Source organism: Vibrio sp. C8 (assembly GCF_054051265.1).
Genome location: NZ_JBPAOE010000010.1, coordinates 53,154 through 67,757 on the forward strand (window position 1 = coordinate 53,154; position 14,604 = coordinate 67,757).

The window sequence follows — 14,604 nt, forward strand, 5'->3', positions numbered from 1 at the left end:
TGAACTGGTACTGGACTACCTTTGAAATGAATAATTCTGCCAAGCACCGAATAACGTTTTCACTTATTCAAACACTTTCCGTTATTTTTATCACCATAACCATACTTGTCATAGCGCTTTCTGTCACCAGTGTTCGTGGTATCGACAAAATTGGTTATCAATTTAGCCACTTATCAGAACGAGCATTACCGTTATCAAACAATAATGCAGCGCTAACTCAGAACATTCTTGAGCAAGCAAAATATATTGGTTACAGCACCAGAGCAAAAACAGTCGATGAACTGAATAATATTCGCGCTGAATTATTAACTTTGGATCAAAATGCCGATCTTCGTTTGGAAGAGATGAAAGGAATTACTCAGGAGTTCGGTACGCTTATTGAACCAACCGTTCAACAGCAGTTAACAAATAATATTGATAAGTTCTCTAAATTCTCCGCTGCAATTATACAGTCACAACAAACTCAGCTTGAGCAAACGGCGAAGATTGCCGAACAAGCAACAGGGTTCCGATATGGTTTAAGTTCAATTGGGCCTGAAATGAACCGTATCGCGTCTTTCTTAGCTATAGATAATCCAGAGTCAATGGATGCCGCGAACCGCTTTGTTGCTGCTTCAGGAGTAATGGAAAGTACCTTCCTGCTCTTTATGGTTCAAGAAGACATGGAACTGGCACAAAAAGAGTTTAAAGAACTGAAAACTCGTATTTCTGGTTTAGAGCTGGCGTTTGATGACTTCAAAGAGTGGCACCCTGATATTAATGAATTTGCTAGCCTGACAGCACCTTACCAAATGGTTCTAGAAGGATTCAAAGCAGGCGGCATTCTGGATCAAATCATGGTTCGTTTGGAAACCGCACAAACACAAAACGCGGATTTTACTCAAGCAGCCTTGATGGCAGATACCATTGCGGCACAGCTATCGGAACTGTCAGATATTACAACCAGCATCATTCAAACCAAAGAAACTGAAGTGCAAAATACCATCAGTGAAATAACTTTGGCGTTACTCATCGGCGGTGGTGTATTGGTTGCTATTGTTGTGCTCTCTTGGCTTGGCTTACGTGTTTGGATAAATAAAGGGATGAATAACATAACGAACCATCTTACGTATATGACAGAGCATGATTTCAGCCACACAGCTCAGTTAGTGGGGCCTATGGAATTTCATGATATTTCAGGTAAGCTCAATCAAGTCATTCAATCTACTAACGAGTCACTGACAACAGTCACCTCCAACTGTGAATCTCTCTATCAGACAGCGCAGTTTAGCCATGACGCTGCGGAACATTCGAATCAAGGGTTATCTATTCAGAACGAAGCTTTGTTAAGTATGGTAACCACCATCAACCAGTTAGAAGCGTCTATTCGCGAAATCGCAGGGGTTACCAATGATTCGTATACAGATTCTGTCACAGCGGCAGAGCATTCTTCCCAAGGAGTTAAAGCTGTAGAGCAGAATCGCTACAGATTGGAAGCGCTAGAAGTTTCTCTGAATACCAATGAATCAGCGATGTCTGAACTAGATACCAGCGTTTCGCGTATCAGCGAGTTAGTGGATCTCATTACTGGTATTGCAGAAAGCACAAACTTGCTGGCGTTAAACGCGGCCATCGAAGCTGCTCGGGCAGGTGACCACGGCCGAGGCTTTGCTGTCGTTGCAGATGAAGTCCGTAAACTTGCAAAAGACACAACACAGCAAACAGGTAGTATTCGCGACATGATGAGTCAGCTTGAAGCTTCTGCTGCTAAATCACGTCAAGCAGTGACCGATTCGAGAAATGAAATGACATCTGCGCTTCAATCAAGCGAAGAAGTAAAACTGACCTTTGCGGATATCGAAAGTGCTGTAAACCATATCAGAGCGAGAATAGAACAGATCTCAGTCGCAACTGAAGAGCAAGAGCGTGCGACAGCGGAGGTCAGTCGTTCAATCGTACAGATTTCTGATCAGGCAACACAAACAAAGCAGCAGATAGAGTCTATGGTTGATAGCTCACAACAAGTCGCAAACATCGCCGGACAACAAAAAACGATGCTTGATAAATATGCTCTGAGCTAGCGACTCGTCACTATCTTTACTTCTCTCTAAATGGTTGGGTAAGCATTTTATCCAACCATTGTTCTCTAGAACGCTTGAACATCGGTAAGCCAATTCTCATTTCATCATGACCCAAATAAGGCTGAGCGATGTAAGTACCAAACAAGCGATCCCAAATAGATAAGAAAAAGCCAAAATTGGAGTGGGTTTCTCGCTCAATAACTGAGTGGTGAACTCTGTGCATATCCGGTGTCACAATCAGTTTGCGTAGCAAAGCATCGATTTTTAAAGGCAGTCTCGCGTTACTGTGATTGAACATCGCGCTGGCGTTTAGCACAATTTCAAACGTAACCACAGCCCAAACCGGCGCGCCGATTAAGGTTACGGCTCCGATTTTTATCCACATGGAAATCAATATTTCGATAGGGTGGAATCGTGCTCCAGTCGTCACATCAATGTCCTGATCAGCATGATGCATTCGATGCAAACGCCAAAGAAAAGGAATACTGTGGAACATGATGTGCTGCCAATAAATCACACCATCAAGTAATACAACAGAAAAGACAAGTGCCCAGAACGGAGAAACATTTAGCCAGTTCATAAGACCAAACGAGTGAGCTTCTGCCCAACTTGCTGCTGAAATCGCGACAATCGGCATTAACAGAGCGATCAACACACTGTTTAACCCGACTAGACCTAAGTTATTTATCCAACGGATCGACTTGTTCTGAGAGAGGTGTTTACGAGGTGCATTTGACTCCCAAAATGCACAAATCAATAGCACAAGAACAAAAAACGCTAGCCTGATGGTTTCTGGTTGGTAGGACATATCCACCTCCGTGTGATACCCATTTACGGTTTTACAATGCTTATGTAATCCAATCATCGTCCCCAGTTCAAATTGCGCTGGAGAACTCAAGTAACAGCAGTTAAACTCTGCGCCACTTTTAGTCACTCTAAGTATTAAGTACTTCGAACGTTTCAGTACTTCGACAAAATATGAGAATCCATGCTTTCCATCGTTTGTACCAATATCGGCTCGAACGATCAACAAAACCTTTTCTTGCTCGCGGTTGTAAAATTCAACGTTGCGCTTATTGTAATGTCGGTTTGACGCATTGTTTGTGTCAACACCAGCCTGACATTGAAACGCAAGTTGCGGTTTTACTTATTGTTTCTCAGCAAGAAGTCTTTAAGCCAAGTAACACGGGCAGACTTATTGCCGATACAGTGAAAGAAACTTATGTCTATCAGTGGAGTCGCACAGATCCTGATTCTCAGATGTTAGATCTTTTACAGAATCCAGCTTATTTTCCGGTGCTCGTTTTTCCTGCTGAAACAGAAGAAGAACATTCAAGAGTCATGCATCAGGTTAAGAATATTGCTTTTGGCAAAAAGCCATTGCTTATTTTTGTCGATGGCAGTTGGCGCGAAGCAAAGCGAATCGTTCGAAAATCTCCTTATCTCGCTGACTTGCCATTGATCGCCATCGAGCCACAGGTACTTTCACAATATGTGATGAGAAAGTCGGACAATGAACAGCATCTTGCCACCGCTGAAGTGGCCAGTCTCGTACTAGACAAGTTTGGTGAGCGTCTTGGCGCAGAAACGTTGCGTTTGTGGTTTGAAACGTTCAAAGAAAGCTATCTGTTAGGTAAAACAAGAATTAAACCGAAAGAAGAAAAAACCGCACTGAGAGATTATTTGCTGTTTAAGCAAAATTTAGATTGAGACTCAGCACCCAATACTGCTTCACATTTGCGCAATCAGCACTTGTAGCCGGATAAATAAGTGTTTGGTCACGGATTGCATAGGGTCGGTTATGGATAATAAGCCAATATTTTTTAATCGCGAATTAATTGTGCAGATATCAGATAGATACCTTGAATTGAAATCGGATAACAGATGGTGCAATTGGTGAGTGAGTCGATTTTAATGATTTCCCTATTACCGGGATAGAGTAGGAGAGGTTTGCATGTATTACGGCTTTGATGTCGGTGGCACTAAGATTGAATTTGGTGCGTTCAACGAGAAACTTGAACGTGTGGCAACTGAACGTGTTCCGACACCAACTGAAGATTACCAACAGCTTGTTGAAACCATCGCTGGTCTTGTCGCTAAGTATGATGCTGAATTTGGTGTAGAAGGCACGATTGGTTTAGGTTTACCGGGTATGGAAGATGCTGACGATGCAACAGTGCTGACAGTAAACGTTCCATCAGCAAAAGGTAAACCACTACGTGCCGATTTAGAAGCTAAGATTGGTCGCAGTGTAAAAATTGAAAACGATGCGAACTGTTTTGCTCTTTCTGAAGCATGGGATGATGAGCTAAAAGACGAACCGTCAGTGCTAGGTTTGATCCTAGGTACTGGATTCGGCGGCGGTCTTATCTATAACGGTAAGGTGTTTTCTGGCCGTAACCACGTAGCGGGTGAAATCGGTCATATGCGTCTTCCTATTGATGCATGGTTCCATCTAGGCGGTGATAAAGCACCACTTCTAGAATGTGGCTGTGGTAATAAAGGCTGTATGGATAACTATCTTTCAGGACGCGGTTTTGAGCTGATTTATGCTCACAACAATGGCGAGAAAAAGAAAGCTATCGACATCATCAATGCTTATAACGAAGGTGAAGAGAAAGCAGTAAAACATGTTGACCTGTTCATGGAACTGTTAGCAATCTGCTTTGGTAACATCTTCACTGCACATGATCCACATGTTGTGGTTCTTGGTGGTGGTCTGTCAAACTTTGAGTTGATTTACCAAGAAGTGCCTAAGCGAATTTCAAAGCACCTACTTTCTGTTGCTAAATGTCCGAAAATCATCAAAGCAAAACACGGTGATTCAGGCGGCGTACGCGGTGCCGCATTCTTGAACATCAAGTAATGCAGTAGAGAATAAAAACGAAGAAGGGCTTGATTATTCAAGCCCTTCTTTTTTACTTCTAATTACTTAACTTGAGGTTTTGGTTTTTTACCCACACCTAAGTTTTCTTTTGGTTTCAACGTGATGATACCAAAACCTAGCTTTTTGAAATGGTTGTCGCGATAGTTGCGAACTGCTTTAGAGTCAGAAATAAGTTCTAGCTGCTGCTCCATTTTCAGAAAGTCTGTAATGTCTATGCCTTCTGCTTCTGCAACAGCTTCGTGGATATTTCTGTGCTGTTGGTAAGAGAAAGTCAGCGTCTTCTCTTCATCTTTGTAGGTATAAATAATTGTGCGAGCCATAGCTTCTCTCGTTTGCAGCAAATTCTAAGCGCTAGATTCTGCCTTGAAGTGGGATAATTGTCACGCTTTCGCCGACTTTAACTGTGTCTACTGCCGGAGATATTTCAATTAAGCAGTTGGCTTCACTCATAGAGCGTAAAATCCCTGAACCTTGTTTTCCTGTCGATTTCACTGTCAGCTGTCCTAGTTCATTAAAGCTGTAAATGCCACGAGTAAACTCTGTTCGCCCTTGGCGAGAACGGAGATCTTCTGTTGCGACCGCAGGAACTTTCAATGGATTCCAGTTTACTTCACCTTGCATTTTACGCAGTGCGGGCTCTACAAAATTAATGAACGAGACCATAACGGCAACCGGATTACCCGGCAAACCAAAGATAGGTGTGTTGTTAATTTTGCCAAACGCGAGAGGGCGGCCGGGACGCATGTTGATGCGCCAGAATTCTATTGTGCCTAAAGATTCTAGGGCAGACTTAATGAAATCGGCATCACCAACCGATACACCACCAGAGGTCAAAACAACGTCTGCCGATTGAGAAGCGTTGTTCAAAGCATTCACCATGGATTGCTCATCATCTTCGATGATTCCAAGGTCAATGGTCTCACAGCCTAAATGGGCTAACAGCCCCATGAGTGTGTATCGATTAGAATCAAAGATATGTGACTCACTGGCAGGTGTACCAGGAGCCTGAACCTCGTTGCCTGTAGAAAAAATAGCAACTTTTAATTTTCGATAAACCGGAGCATGATTCATCCCTAATGACGCCAACATGCCTATTTCAGGTGAAGATAAACGCTGACCAATGGAAAAAACATTCTGGCCAATGGCTAAATCTTCGCCCGCTTGGCGGACATTCTGACCTGCTTTGATTGTTGCACTGCCAAAAGTCACGGTTTCACCAGATACGCTTGCTTGTTCACGCATGATGACAGTGTCAGCGCCTTTCGGAACCGCAGCTCCGGTCATGATTTTCACTGCCTGACCATGTTCAACAACGTTAGCGTAGCTGTCACCAGCCATTATCTCTGCGACCACTTGATAGTGTTCGCGATTCAAGTCATCGCCGCGTATAGCAAAACCATCCATAGCAGAGTTTCTGTAGCTCGGCACATTCACTGGCGATGTAATGTCTTTCGCCAATACTCGGTTATATGCGTTTGGCAACTCAGTAGTCTCAACATCTGTCAGCGTTTGAACGCGTTCGAGTATCGCTTGACGTCCTTGTTCTACCGATAAAAAAGCAGGAGACAAGGTATCACAGCTACCCGAGGTCGGCTTTTCTGTGCCAAAACCTTTTGCGTAATCCACAACAAACTGCGCGATAGCATCTAAATCGTTGATGTTGAGCTGCGGGAGTTCGCTTTCAACTGCTTCGTCTGCAGCAATCGCAATGATGTTTTTATCGTTTGGATACAACCACGGTTTATTGAGTTCGTTTCTGTGTAACTCAACTTTAGGGAAAGCAATATTTTTGCAGCCTTCGACCAAGATAATATCTAGTTTTTCGCAGTCAAAACGACTAAGCAGATAATTGAACTCAGCTTCTGCATCTGGAGTTTCTGTCATCATTACATGACGATTACGCGATGCGATGAGCATTTGGCTTGCACCAGCTTTGCGTAATCGATAGCTGTCTTTGCCGGGAATATCGACATCAAAGTCATGATGAGCATGTTTTAAAACGCCTAAGCGTAGCCCTGCATTCGTTAATTTTGGAATGAGTGCTTCAAGCAATGTCGTTTTGCCTGTTCCTGAGTATGCGGCGAAACCTAATAGAGGCAGTGAAGGGCGTTGAGGACTCATATTTGTAACGCTCCGAATTGCGCCAGTTCATCTGGCGTATTTAAATTGACAAAACACTGTGGTGAATCACTGAAGTCGACGTAGTCAGTGTGGCAGTCGTTATAAAGCAAGATTATCTTTCTGTCGCCACGCTCTAAGAATGCAGTGAGTTTTGGCAAAACATGTTTGTGGTAGAGCGTAAATACGGGCTGAGAATGCTCTCCATCGTGGGCAACAATAATATCGCTTTCGTCGTTGACTGCGTGACAGAAGCGCTCAACAAGATCATCGGAAATTAACGGACTATCACAAGGGACAAAACCGACCCAATCCGTCTGCGCGTTAACTAAACCACTGTGAATACCCCCCAAAGGTCCGGGGAAACCAGTGAAGCTATCGCTAATGACCGTACCATAGTGACTATATTTATCTAGATTACGATTGGCGTTGATCAGAATTTGCGAAGCCTGTGGCTGCAAGCGTTCAATGACATGTTCAATTAGCGGTTTGTTATTAAGCTTAATAAGCCCTTTATCATTTCCACCCATTCGAGTCGCTTGCCCACCGGCAAGAATGACCCAACTAGTTTGAGAGGGAAGTAACATTGGTTCTCTCTTTTTCTGGTTTTATTATGTGTAGCAATGGTGTTTCGATAAGTGTGCAATCATTAATCCACCATTGTTTTTTACATATTGCGGTTAGTGCATTGGCTTGATGGCTCGTGATAACAAGGCTGGAACCTCTGGCCAACAAATCTTTTGCCATTATAACCAGTCTGTCGATAGATTCCTGATCAAGTGACGCACTCGGTTCGTCCATGAGCAAAATAGAAGGATTAAGAATCCATGCGCGTGCCATTGCCACACGCTGTTTCTCCCCACCAGACAAAACCGAGATATGTTCGTCTGCCAGAGTCTCTAAACCCACCATCCGCAATGCATTTATTACGGTTGAACGTTTTTCTTTTGTACTCAGTGCCGAAAATTTAATTCCGTACAGCACGTTTTGATACACGGTCGCATCAAACAGGTAAGGGGTTTGATGAAGATAGATAACTTGATGACGAGCGGACGAATGAACAACTCGTTGCCACCAAGGCAGTGAGTTTGAAACACTTCCAGTGGAAGGTTTCTGCAATCCCGCCAAAATTTTAAGTAAGGTTGTTTTTCCGACACCATTATCGCCTTTTAGGTAAATAGCGTCGTTTGGCCCAATAGACAAATGATCAATGTGGAACAGCACTCGATCTTTAAAACGCATTGATAACTTTTGAGCGTTAAGTGTTATTGTCATTCTTATCCTTACGTTCTCAAAAAGCCTTTTCCACGCATTGCGGAAAGTGCAAAGTTCAAGGCCAGTGCCAAGCATAGTAGCACCATTCCTAATGCAACTCCTTGAGCAAAAGCGCCTTTATGGCTCTCCATAGCAATGGCGGTAGGGATGTTTCGCGTTAAGCCCATAATGTTTCCGCCAACCATCATAGAACAGCCCACCTCGGTCACGATTCTTGAAAAGCTTGCGATCACGGCAGCTAATAACGGAAAACGAGTTTCCCAGATAATGGTCGCTGCAATCCGTGGTGTCGAAGCGCCAAGAGTCATAGCGGTTTCGACCGAGCGTCGATCACTGGATTGAAGAGTGCCGTGCATCATAGAAACCAGGATAGGGAAGCAAATCAACATCTGACCCAAGATCATCGCCTTTTGTGTGAATAGCAACGACCAGTTTCCCAATGGCCCAGAGCGTGAAAGTAACATGTATAAAAGCAAGCCAATCACGACAGTTGGAACCGCTTGAAGTGTGTTTATCACTGACAGCAAAAGCCATTTACCGCGAAAGTTGCTGTAGGCAAGCAAAAACGAAAAAAGCATTGCAGGAATTAACACCACACAAATAGCTGATAATGAAACGCTAAAGGAGACCGCAACGATCTCCCAGAGTTCAGCGTCAAAATTAATCAGTAATGTCAGTGCGTCTTGGGTAGTTTGCCAAAGGCTCATACACGACCGTTATTTGTCTGCGTTCGCAACAAAAAGTTGTTGTCCGTTAAGGGTAAAACTGTTGATTTTCTGTTGTCCTTCTTCAGAAACCAGCCAATCACTAAACGCTTTTGCTGCTTGATAATTGGTAGCAGGGTAACGCTCTGGATTGATAAGAATCACTTGGTATGGATTGAACAGTTTGTCATCGCCTTCAAACACAATTTTAAGGTCAAGTTTGTTCTGATAGGCCAACCACGTACCACGGTCAGTCAGTGTATAGGCTTGCAGCTCAGAAGCCATGTTGAGCGTTGGTCCCATGCCTTGTCCTACAGACTTATAACCACCAAAGTTTGGTTCAATCTTAGCCTGAGCCCAAATACCCAATTCTTTCTTGTGTGTGCCGGAATCGTCACCTCGAGAAATGAATGTCACACCGTCTTTGGCAATATGGCTGAAAGCATCAAGGACATTTTTCTGTTGCGCGATTCTAGCGGGATCGCTGTTTGGGCCAACTAAAACAAAATCGTTGTACATCAGTTTACGAGGCAGTACACCGAATCCTTTATCAACAAAGTCTGCTTCTGCTTTAGGTGCGTGTGTCATTACCAAATCAACATCACCGTTTTCACCCATTTTTAATGCTTTACCGGTTCCTGTCGCGATGACATCCACTTTATAACCGGCTTCTTTTTCAAAAGTAGGCAGTAAGTAGTCTAACAAACCTGAGTGGTAGGTACTGGTCGTGGTGGCTAAACGAATGCGTTGTGTATCATCCGCACTGGATGCTGAATAGCTGACTAAAACCAATGACGTTGTTGCAAGAGCAAGAGAAATCTTATTATTCATTATGAAATCCATTTTAATTTTAATTGTGGGCCGAACTAGAACTATCGCCAATTTACGTCTTAACGATAATTGAATCTGACTTATCGCAGAACAGACATAGCAAACTGGATGCCACATTTAAAGCTAGGCTTTTTGTATGGGAAACAGACAATATCATGATTAATCTTACAAAATTAGGCGATGGCGCACATTTGTAGGGACAAAATGTCTCAGTATGGGCACATCAGTAGTATGGTTATGTGAGTCGTTATGTCCTAGTGAATTATCGTTGAGAAACTCATGAGCAATACTATAGATTCAAAACAAGTTCCTTTATATCAGGCGTTTTCTGTTCTTGTTGTCGATGACGAAATGGGTATGCAAGCTATTTTGAAGAAAGCCTTAAGCAAATGGTTTTCAAAAGTGGATTGTGCAAGCTCTATTGAAGACGCTGAATCACTGCGAACGGCCAATCATTACGATTTAATCATTCTCGATATCAACTTACCCGGTCGGTCTGGTATTGAATGGGAAGAAGCTTTTAACGACGAATACCATAAAGCCGAAGTTATCTTTATGACGGGCTATGCCGACTTAGAGACAGCAATCAGAGCGCTAAAACTTGGTGCGTCAGACTTCATTCTTAAACCATTTAACCTAGAACAGATGATGCAGGCTGTTAAACGCTGTATGGATAAATGCTTAAGTGCCCGCATGCAATATGCGTTAAAGCATGACTTTGAGCGGCATACTACAAGTCAAATTATTGGTCAGTCTGAAAAAACGAAACAGCTCAAGCAGCTAATCTTACAGTTTGCCCCTTCAAGAGCTTCGGTGTTAATTGAAGGTGAATCGGGAACAGGTAAAGAGTTGGTAGCGCGTGGAATTCACGAGGCCAGTGGCCGAAAAGGGCCATTTGTTCCTGTTAACTGCGGAGCAATTGCTCCTGAGTTATTGGAAAGCGAATTGTTTGGACATACTTCAGGCGCATTTACTGGGGCGAAGAAAAGCCGTGAAGGTCTGTTCCGAGTGGCTAATGGTGGCACTTTGTTTCTCGATGAAATTGGAGAGATGCCACTTACCATGCAATCTTCTTTGTTGCGAGTATTAGAGCAACGAGCCATTCGCCCTGTAGGTTCTGAAAGAGAGATAAACGTCGATGTTCGAATCGTTGCCGCGACAAACCGAAATCTGCAAAAAGAAGTCGAACATGGTCGTTTCCGAAGCGATCTCTATTACCGTCTAAACGTACTCAAAATTGATGTCACGCCTTTACGTGATCGCAAAAGCGACTTAAGAGAGTTGGTACCATTTTTTACGCAAAAACTGTGTAAAGAACTTGCAGTGCCTGTTCCGAAGTGGGCGCATGAAGATGTCAGTGCGATGAACGATTATGATTGGCCGGGAAATATCCGAGAACTGAAGAATCTTATAGAACGCTGCATCTTGTTGGGTAAGCCGCCCGCACATTATTGGCGTGAGATGAATGGCATAGCACATCCAACCAATGTTTCAGTGACAGTGTCATATGTGGCAGGCGTGCCTGAGTACATTGAAAACAAAAAGCGTGATAAGGCAACGGGTTATCCTAATGCTTGGACACTTAAAGATGTAGAGCGTGCGCATATTGAACAACTGGTTGATTTCCACGAAGGAAATAAATCGGCCGCTGCGAGAGATCTGGGCGTCGCAAGAAAAACGTTAGAACGTAAGTACAAAGAGTGGGAAAGCGAAGGTACTGAAAATGTGGAATGATTTTCCGCTGTGGCGTAAATGGAAACATCGCTTTCAGACCATGGTTCGCTATCGTCTTTTGATTCTGACGTCCGTTCCCATAGGCTTTACCTTACTCGCGTTGATTGCAATTTCAGTCTATTGGTCTCTTCATTACACATGGCAGAGTACACTTGTTGATGTTGCCGAAAGACTGGGCGTTGCCAATAAATCAATTTCAATCCAACAACAGAATCAGGTGAATCGGATTCAGGCGCTAGCGGATTCTTATGAGTTTCGAGTGCGTTTGAACGGTCAGTCCATAAGCTCTGTAGACGTTTGGGTGAAAAACCAAAAACAGCACTATCAAGTCGATTTCCTGACTTTCCACCCCATTAACTCAACAGAAAATGAGGCTCACTATACTGAGCTGAGCCAGAATAAAACGTTTTTTGATGTGCTTAGTGGTGAAGAACTGCAAAAGCTAGAACCGAGCCTAGCGCAACGCGCAAAGGTTCAAGAATTGAGCGGAGACGTTGTCGAGAGTAGAGGTTTAGTCAGCCGTACAGTAGTGACGGTATATGACAGTAACAATAAGGCGATTGGCTTTCTTGATGGAGGTGAGTTACTGAACAACAGTAGCGGGTTAATCGACGAAATCCGCGATATTGTTTATCCCTATACACACGATAAGTTAAGACCAGTGGGCACCGTCACTTTATTCTTAGATGACTTACGCGTTAGTACCAATGTGCCGCTCAATAGCGATGAAAGAGAAGGGCGAGCAATAGGTACCCGAGTCTCTAACGAAGTGAAACAAGCCGTCCTAGTTCGTGGTGAAGACTGGATTGATCGAGCGTATGTATACGATGCTTGGTATATCACGGCTTATCAACCAATTCGCAATCAAAACAATCAAGTGATTGGTATGCTTTATACCGGCTATCTGATGTGGCCGTTTGTTAAAACTTACCTTACCAACATCTTTGAAATCGCAGTGACTACCTTAGTACTATTGGCGATATCAAGTCTGTTTGTCTATCGCGGGTCACGTGATCTTTTCCGACCGATTGAGCGTATACATCGCGTAGTTAAGCTTGTTCAATTGGGTAAGAACCAGCGCATTGGTCCGCTTGGCTTAGATGAAAAGCACGAGCTAGCACAACTGGCGAAGCAGTTTGACAACATGCTTGATCTACTTCAGCTGCGAAATGATGAAATTCAGAATGCGGCTAACGAACTGGAAGAAAAGGTTCACTCTAGAACGGCTAAGCTGAGAGAGAAAACAGAACAACTCGAACACCATATTGAATTGCTTCATACCACGCGGGATAAACTGATTGTGCACGAAAAGCTGGCAGCTCTCGGTGAACTGACAGCGGGGATAGCCCACGAGATCAATAACCCAACCGCGGTGATCTTGGGTAACACGGAGCTTATTCAATTTGAATTAGGTGAAGAAGGCGCCCGCATTGAAGAAGAGATTCAAGCGATTTTGGAGCAGGTGGACAGAATCCGAAATATTACTCGCAGTTTGCTTCAATACAGCCGACAAGGCGGCGTACAGGATGAAATTACCTGGCAGCACGTCAACCCAATCATTGAAGAAAGCATTACCTTGGTTAAAACCGGTGCCAAAAAGCGAGATATTGAGTTTGTTGTCGATCTTAGCGCTCGTAAATCCGTTGAAGTCAATCGCCATCTGCTGTTGCAGATTCTGGTTAACTTACAGATGAATGCTATCCATGCCATGAATGGTAAAGGCAAACTGACAATCCAGAGCAAAGACTGGTTTGAAGAAGATCGCTGTTGCGGCGCCATTATTACGATTGAAGACGAAGGATGCGGTATTAAGCCAGAAAATCTCAAACGTATCTTTGATCCTTTCTATACCACTAAGCGTGATGGTACGGGGTTAGGATTATCGGTATCTCAAAGTATGCTCAGCCAAACTGGTGGTGAGATCAGAGTGCAGTCGGAAGTCGGTAAGGGCAGTGTGTTCAGTGTTTTCCTGCCAGTGAAGGCAGAAACAGATCTGATTATCGCTAAATCAGTCTCTTAATTTCTATAACCCAGAAAAGCAAAATGCCTCGATTCCGAGGCATTTTGTTCTCAGTCTAAAACTGGCGTTTCAAATAGTAGCGAAGGTTTATTGTGCGTGAATCGCAATCTTCGGTGGTTTAATTCCGTGTTGTTTGAATTCATCCATTACCCGCAAAGTAATATCTGTCTCAAACAGTTTCTCATACGCCGTATCCACCACATAAGCTTTACAGGTTAACTGAACCGCCAAATAGTTGTCCGTTATGGTTTGCTTCACCAATACAGTGACAGGCTTGGGTAAATGAATGTAGCGACTGGAAGAGGCTGCTTCTTGGATAAGATTGCGCGCTAGAACGATGTCCTCATCCATACCGACATAAAAGGGAATCACCACCTGCATATCAAGTGCACCATAGTTACCACTGACGGCCACTTCGTTTAAGAACTTGTTATTTGGGATGGTAATAATGTCGTCTGAAAGAGTACGCATACGAACCGAACGCAAACCAATGGTGATGATGTCGCCATAATGCCCCTCAAATGTGACACGGTCACCAACTTGGAACGGGCGGTCAATCATAACCGTCATGCCTGCGATAAACGATGCTGCCAAGTCTTTTAGAGCAAAGCCCACAGACACTGCTAACGTACCGCCGATTAAAGCTAAAATATGGTCGTTAATCCTGAAACTGAGGACAAACACCACCACACCAGCCCCCATGTAAATAAAGAATTGGAGAAACGACTGAAGCTTTTGTAGCAACATTCGATATTGCGCGAACTGACTACCAATCGTCTCAACGAGTGAACTCATAAACTTAAGCAGCAACCAAGTAGCCGCAATGATCAGAATAGAGAAGAACACGCCGCTCCATCGAACTAAGCTGGCGATCTGTTGAAAGCTCTCCGCGCTGACAGACTCTTCGGTCGCATAACTGGGTAATGCAAGACCGAGTAAGACCAAAGCAATAAAACGTGAATACATGTGAGTCAT

13 protein-coding genes are annotated in these 14,604 nt (G+C 43.7%); 5 read left to right on the top strand and 8 right to left on the bottom strand.

The features are described from left to right. Positions 1-26 precede the first annotated feature (26 nt). Positions 27-2,060 (top strand): methyl-accepting chemotaxis protein, encoded by a 2,034-nt coding sequence (locus ACRQQK_RS05905; RefSeq protein ID WP_457510422.1) that lies wholly within the window; start codon positions 27-29, stop codon positions 2,058-2,060. A gap of 16 nt (positions 2,061-2,076) precedes the next feature. Here ACRQQK_RS05905 and ACRQQK_RS05910 read toward each other — a convergent pair whose 3' ends face one another. Continuing rightward, entirely contained in the window at positions 2,077-2,868 is a 792-nt protein-coding gene (locus ACRQQK_RS05910) for a sterol desaturase family protein (RefSeq protein ID WP_457510423.1), read from the bottom strand. A 170-nt stretch (positions 2,869-3,038) separates the two neighbouring features. Here ACRQQK_RS05910 and ACRQQK_RS05915 point away from each other — a divergent pair, with 170 nt between their 5' ends. Next, on the top strand, positions 3,039-3,770 hold the full coding sequence (locus ACRQQK_RS05915) for a tRNA-uridine aminocarboxypropyltransferase (RefSeq protein ID WP_457510424.1): 732 nt from the start codon (positions 3,039-3,041) through the stop codon (positions 3,768-3,770). A gap of 244 nt (positions 3,771-4,014) precedes the next feature. Further along, complete coding sequence (nagK, locus tag ACRQQK_RS05920) at positions 4,015-4,926, top strand: N-acetylglucosamine kinase (protein ID WP_042482296.1); 912 nt, start codon at positions 4,015-4,017, stop codon at positions 4,924-4,926. Positions 4,927-4,988: 62 nt separating this feature from the next. Here nagK and ACRQQK_RS05925 read toward each other — a convergent pair whose 3' ends face one another. Genes ACRQQK_RS05925 through ACRQQK_RS05950 form a run of 6 tightly spaced genes read right to left on the bottom strand, consistent with a single transcriptional unit; the run spans position 4,989 to position 9,875 of the window. Continuing rightward, positions 4,989-5,267: a DUF2960 domain-containing protein gene (locus ACRQQK_RS05925; RefSeq protein WP_102942016.1), complete on the bottom strand. Its 279-nt coding sequence runs from the start codon at positions 5,265-5,267 to the stop codon at positions 4,989-4,991. A 31-nt stretch (positions 5,268-5,298) separates the two neighbouring features. Beyond that, positions 5,299-7,068, bottom strand: coding sequence for a bifunctional molybdopterin-guanine dinucleotide biosynthesis adaptor protein MobB/molybdopterin molybdotransferase MoeA (locus tag ACRQQK_RS05930; protein ID WP_457510425.1), 1,770 nt, complete (start codon positions 7,066-7,068; stop codon positions 5,299-5,301). After that, positions 7,065-7,652 (bottom strand): molybdenum cofactor guanylyltransferase MobA, encoded by a 588-nt coding sequence (gene mobA, locus ACRQQK_RS05935; protein ID WP_457510426.1) that lies wholly within the window; start codon positions 7,650-7,652, stop codon positions 7,065-7,067. Before mobA ends, ACRQQK_RS05930 begins: the two co-directional genes overlap by 4 nt. Then, entirely contained in the window at positions 7,630-8,340 is a 711-nt protein-coding gene (locus ACRQQK_RS05940) for an energy-coupling factor ABC transporter ATP-binding protein (protein ID WP_457510427.1), read from the bottom strand. The genes mobA and ACRQQK_RS05940 overlap by 23 nt, the downstream gene beginning before the upstream one ends. Before the next feature lie 8 nt (positions 8,341-8,348). After that, positions 8,349-9,047, bottom strand: a complete 699-nt coding sequence (locus tag ACRQQK_RS05945) for an ABC transporter permease (protein WP_042482306.1) — start codon at positions 9,045-9,047, stop codon at positions 8,349-8,351. A 9-nt stretch (positions 9,048-9,056) separates the two neighbouring features. Then, positions 9,057-9,875: a substrate-binding domain-containing protein gene (locus ACRQQK_RS05950; RefSeq protein ID WP_457510428.1), complete on the bottom strand. Its 819-nt coding sequence runs from the start codon at positions 9,873-9,875 to the stop codon at positions 9,057-9,059. Between the two features lie 279 nt (positions 9,876-10,154). Here ACRQQK_RS05950 and ACRQQK_RS05955 point away from each other — a divergent pair, with 279 nt between their 5' ends. Both ACRQQK_RS05955 and ACRQQK_RS05960 read left to right on the top strand, forming a co-directional pair. Continuing rightward, positions 10,155-11,609 carry a sigma-54-dependent transcriptional regulator gene (locus ACRQQK_RS05955; protein WP_457510429.1) on the top strand — a complete coding sequence of 485 codons (1,455 nt, stop codon included), beginning with the start codon at positions 10,155-10,157 and terminating at the stop codon, positions 11,607-11,609. Then, complete coding sequence (locus ACRQQK_RS05960; protein ID WP_457510430.1) at positions 11,599-13,629, top strand: sensor histidine kinase; 2,031 nt, start codon at positions 11,599-11,601, stop codon at positions 13,627-13,629. The genes ACRQQK_RS05955 and ACRQQK_RS05960 overlap by 11 nt, the downstream gene beginning before the upstream one ends. Before the next feature lie 87 nt (positions 13,630-13,716). On the opposite strand, the gene ACRQQK_RS05965 is transcribed toward ACRQQK_RS05960, so the two are convergent. Next, positions 13,717-14,595: a mechanosensitive ion channel family protein gene (locus ACRQQK_RS05965; RefSeq protein ID WP_457510445.1), complete on the bottom strand. Its 879-nt coding sequence runs from the start codon at positions 14,593-14,595 to the stop codon at positions 13,717-13,719. Positions 14,596-14,604: the final 9 nt, after the last annotated feature.

Bases quoted from the DNA above. Each gene is read 5' to 3' on its own strand.
- ACRQQK_RS05955 (WP_457510429.1), top strand. From the start codon at position 10,155: ATGAGCAATACTATAGATTCAAAACAAGTTCCTTTATATCAGGCGTTT.
- ACRQQK_RS05945 (WP_042482306.1), bottom strand. From the start codon at position 9,047: ATGAGCCTTTGGCAAACTACCCAAGACGCACTGACATTACTGATTAAT.
- ACRQQK_RS05905 (WP_457510422.1), top strand. From the start codon at position 27: ATGAATAATTCTGCCAAGCACCGAATAACGTTTTCACTTATTCAAACA.
- mobA (WP_457510426.1), bottom strand. From the start codon at position 7,652: ATGTTACTTCCCTCTCAAACTAGTTGGGTCATTCTTGCCGGTGGGCAA.
- ACRQQK_RS05960 (WP_457510430.1), top strand. From the start codon at position 11,599: ATGTGGAATGATTTTCCGCTGTGGCGTAAATGGAAACATCGCTTTCAG.
- ACRQQK_RS05940 (WP_457510427.1), bottom strand. From the start codon at position 8,340: ATGACAATAACACTTAACGCTCAAAAGTTATCAATGCGTTTTAAAGAT.
- ACRQQK_RS05950 (WP_457510428.1), bottom strand. From the start codon at position 9,875: ATGAATAATAAGATTTCTCTTGCTCTTGCAACAACGTCATTGGTTTTA.
- ACRQQK_RS05915 (WP_457510424.1), top strand. From the start codon at position 3,039: ATGAGAATCCATGCTTTCCATCGTTTGTACCAATATCGGCTCGAACGA.
- ACRQQK_RS05910 (WP_457510423.1), bottom strand. From the start codon at position 2,868: ATGTCCTACCAACCAGAAACCATCAGGCTAGCGTTTTTTGTTCTTGTG.
- ACRQQK_RS05925 (WP_102942016.1), bottom strand. From the start codon at position 5,267: ATGGCTCGCACAATTATTTATACCTACAAAGATGAAGAGAAGACGCTG.
- nagK (WP_042482296.1), top strand. From the start codon at position 4,015: ATGTATTACGGCTTTGATGTCGGTGGCACTAAGATTGAATTTGGTGCG.
- ACRQQK_RS05930 (WP_457510425.1), bottom strand. From the start codon at position 7,068: ATGAGTCCTCAACGCCCTTCACTGCCTCTATTAGGTTTCGCCGCATAC.
- ACRQQK_RS05965 (WP_457510445.1), bottom strand. From the start codon at position 14,595: ATGTATTCACGTTTTATTGCTTTGGTCTTACTCGGTCTTGCATTACCC.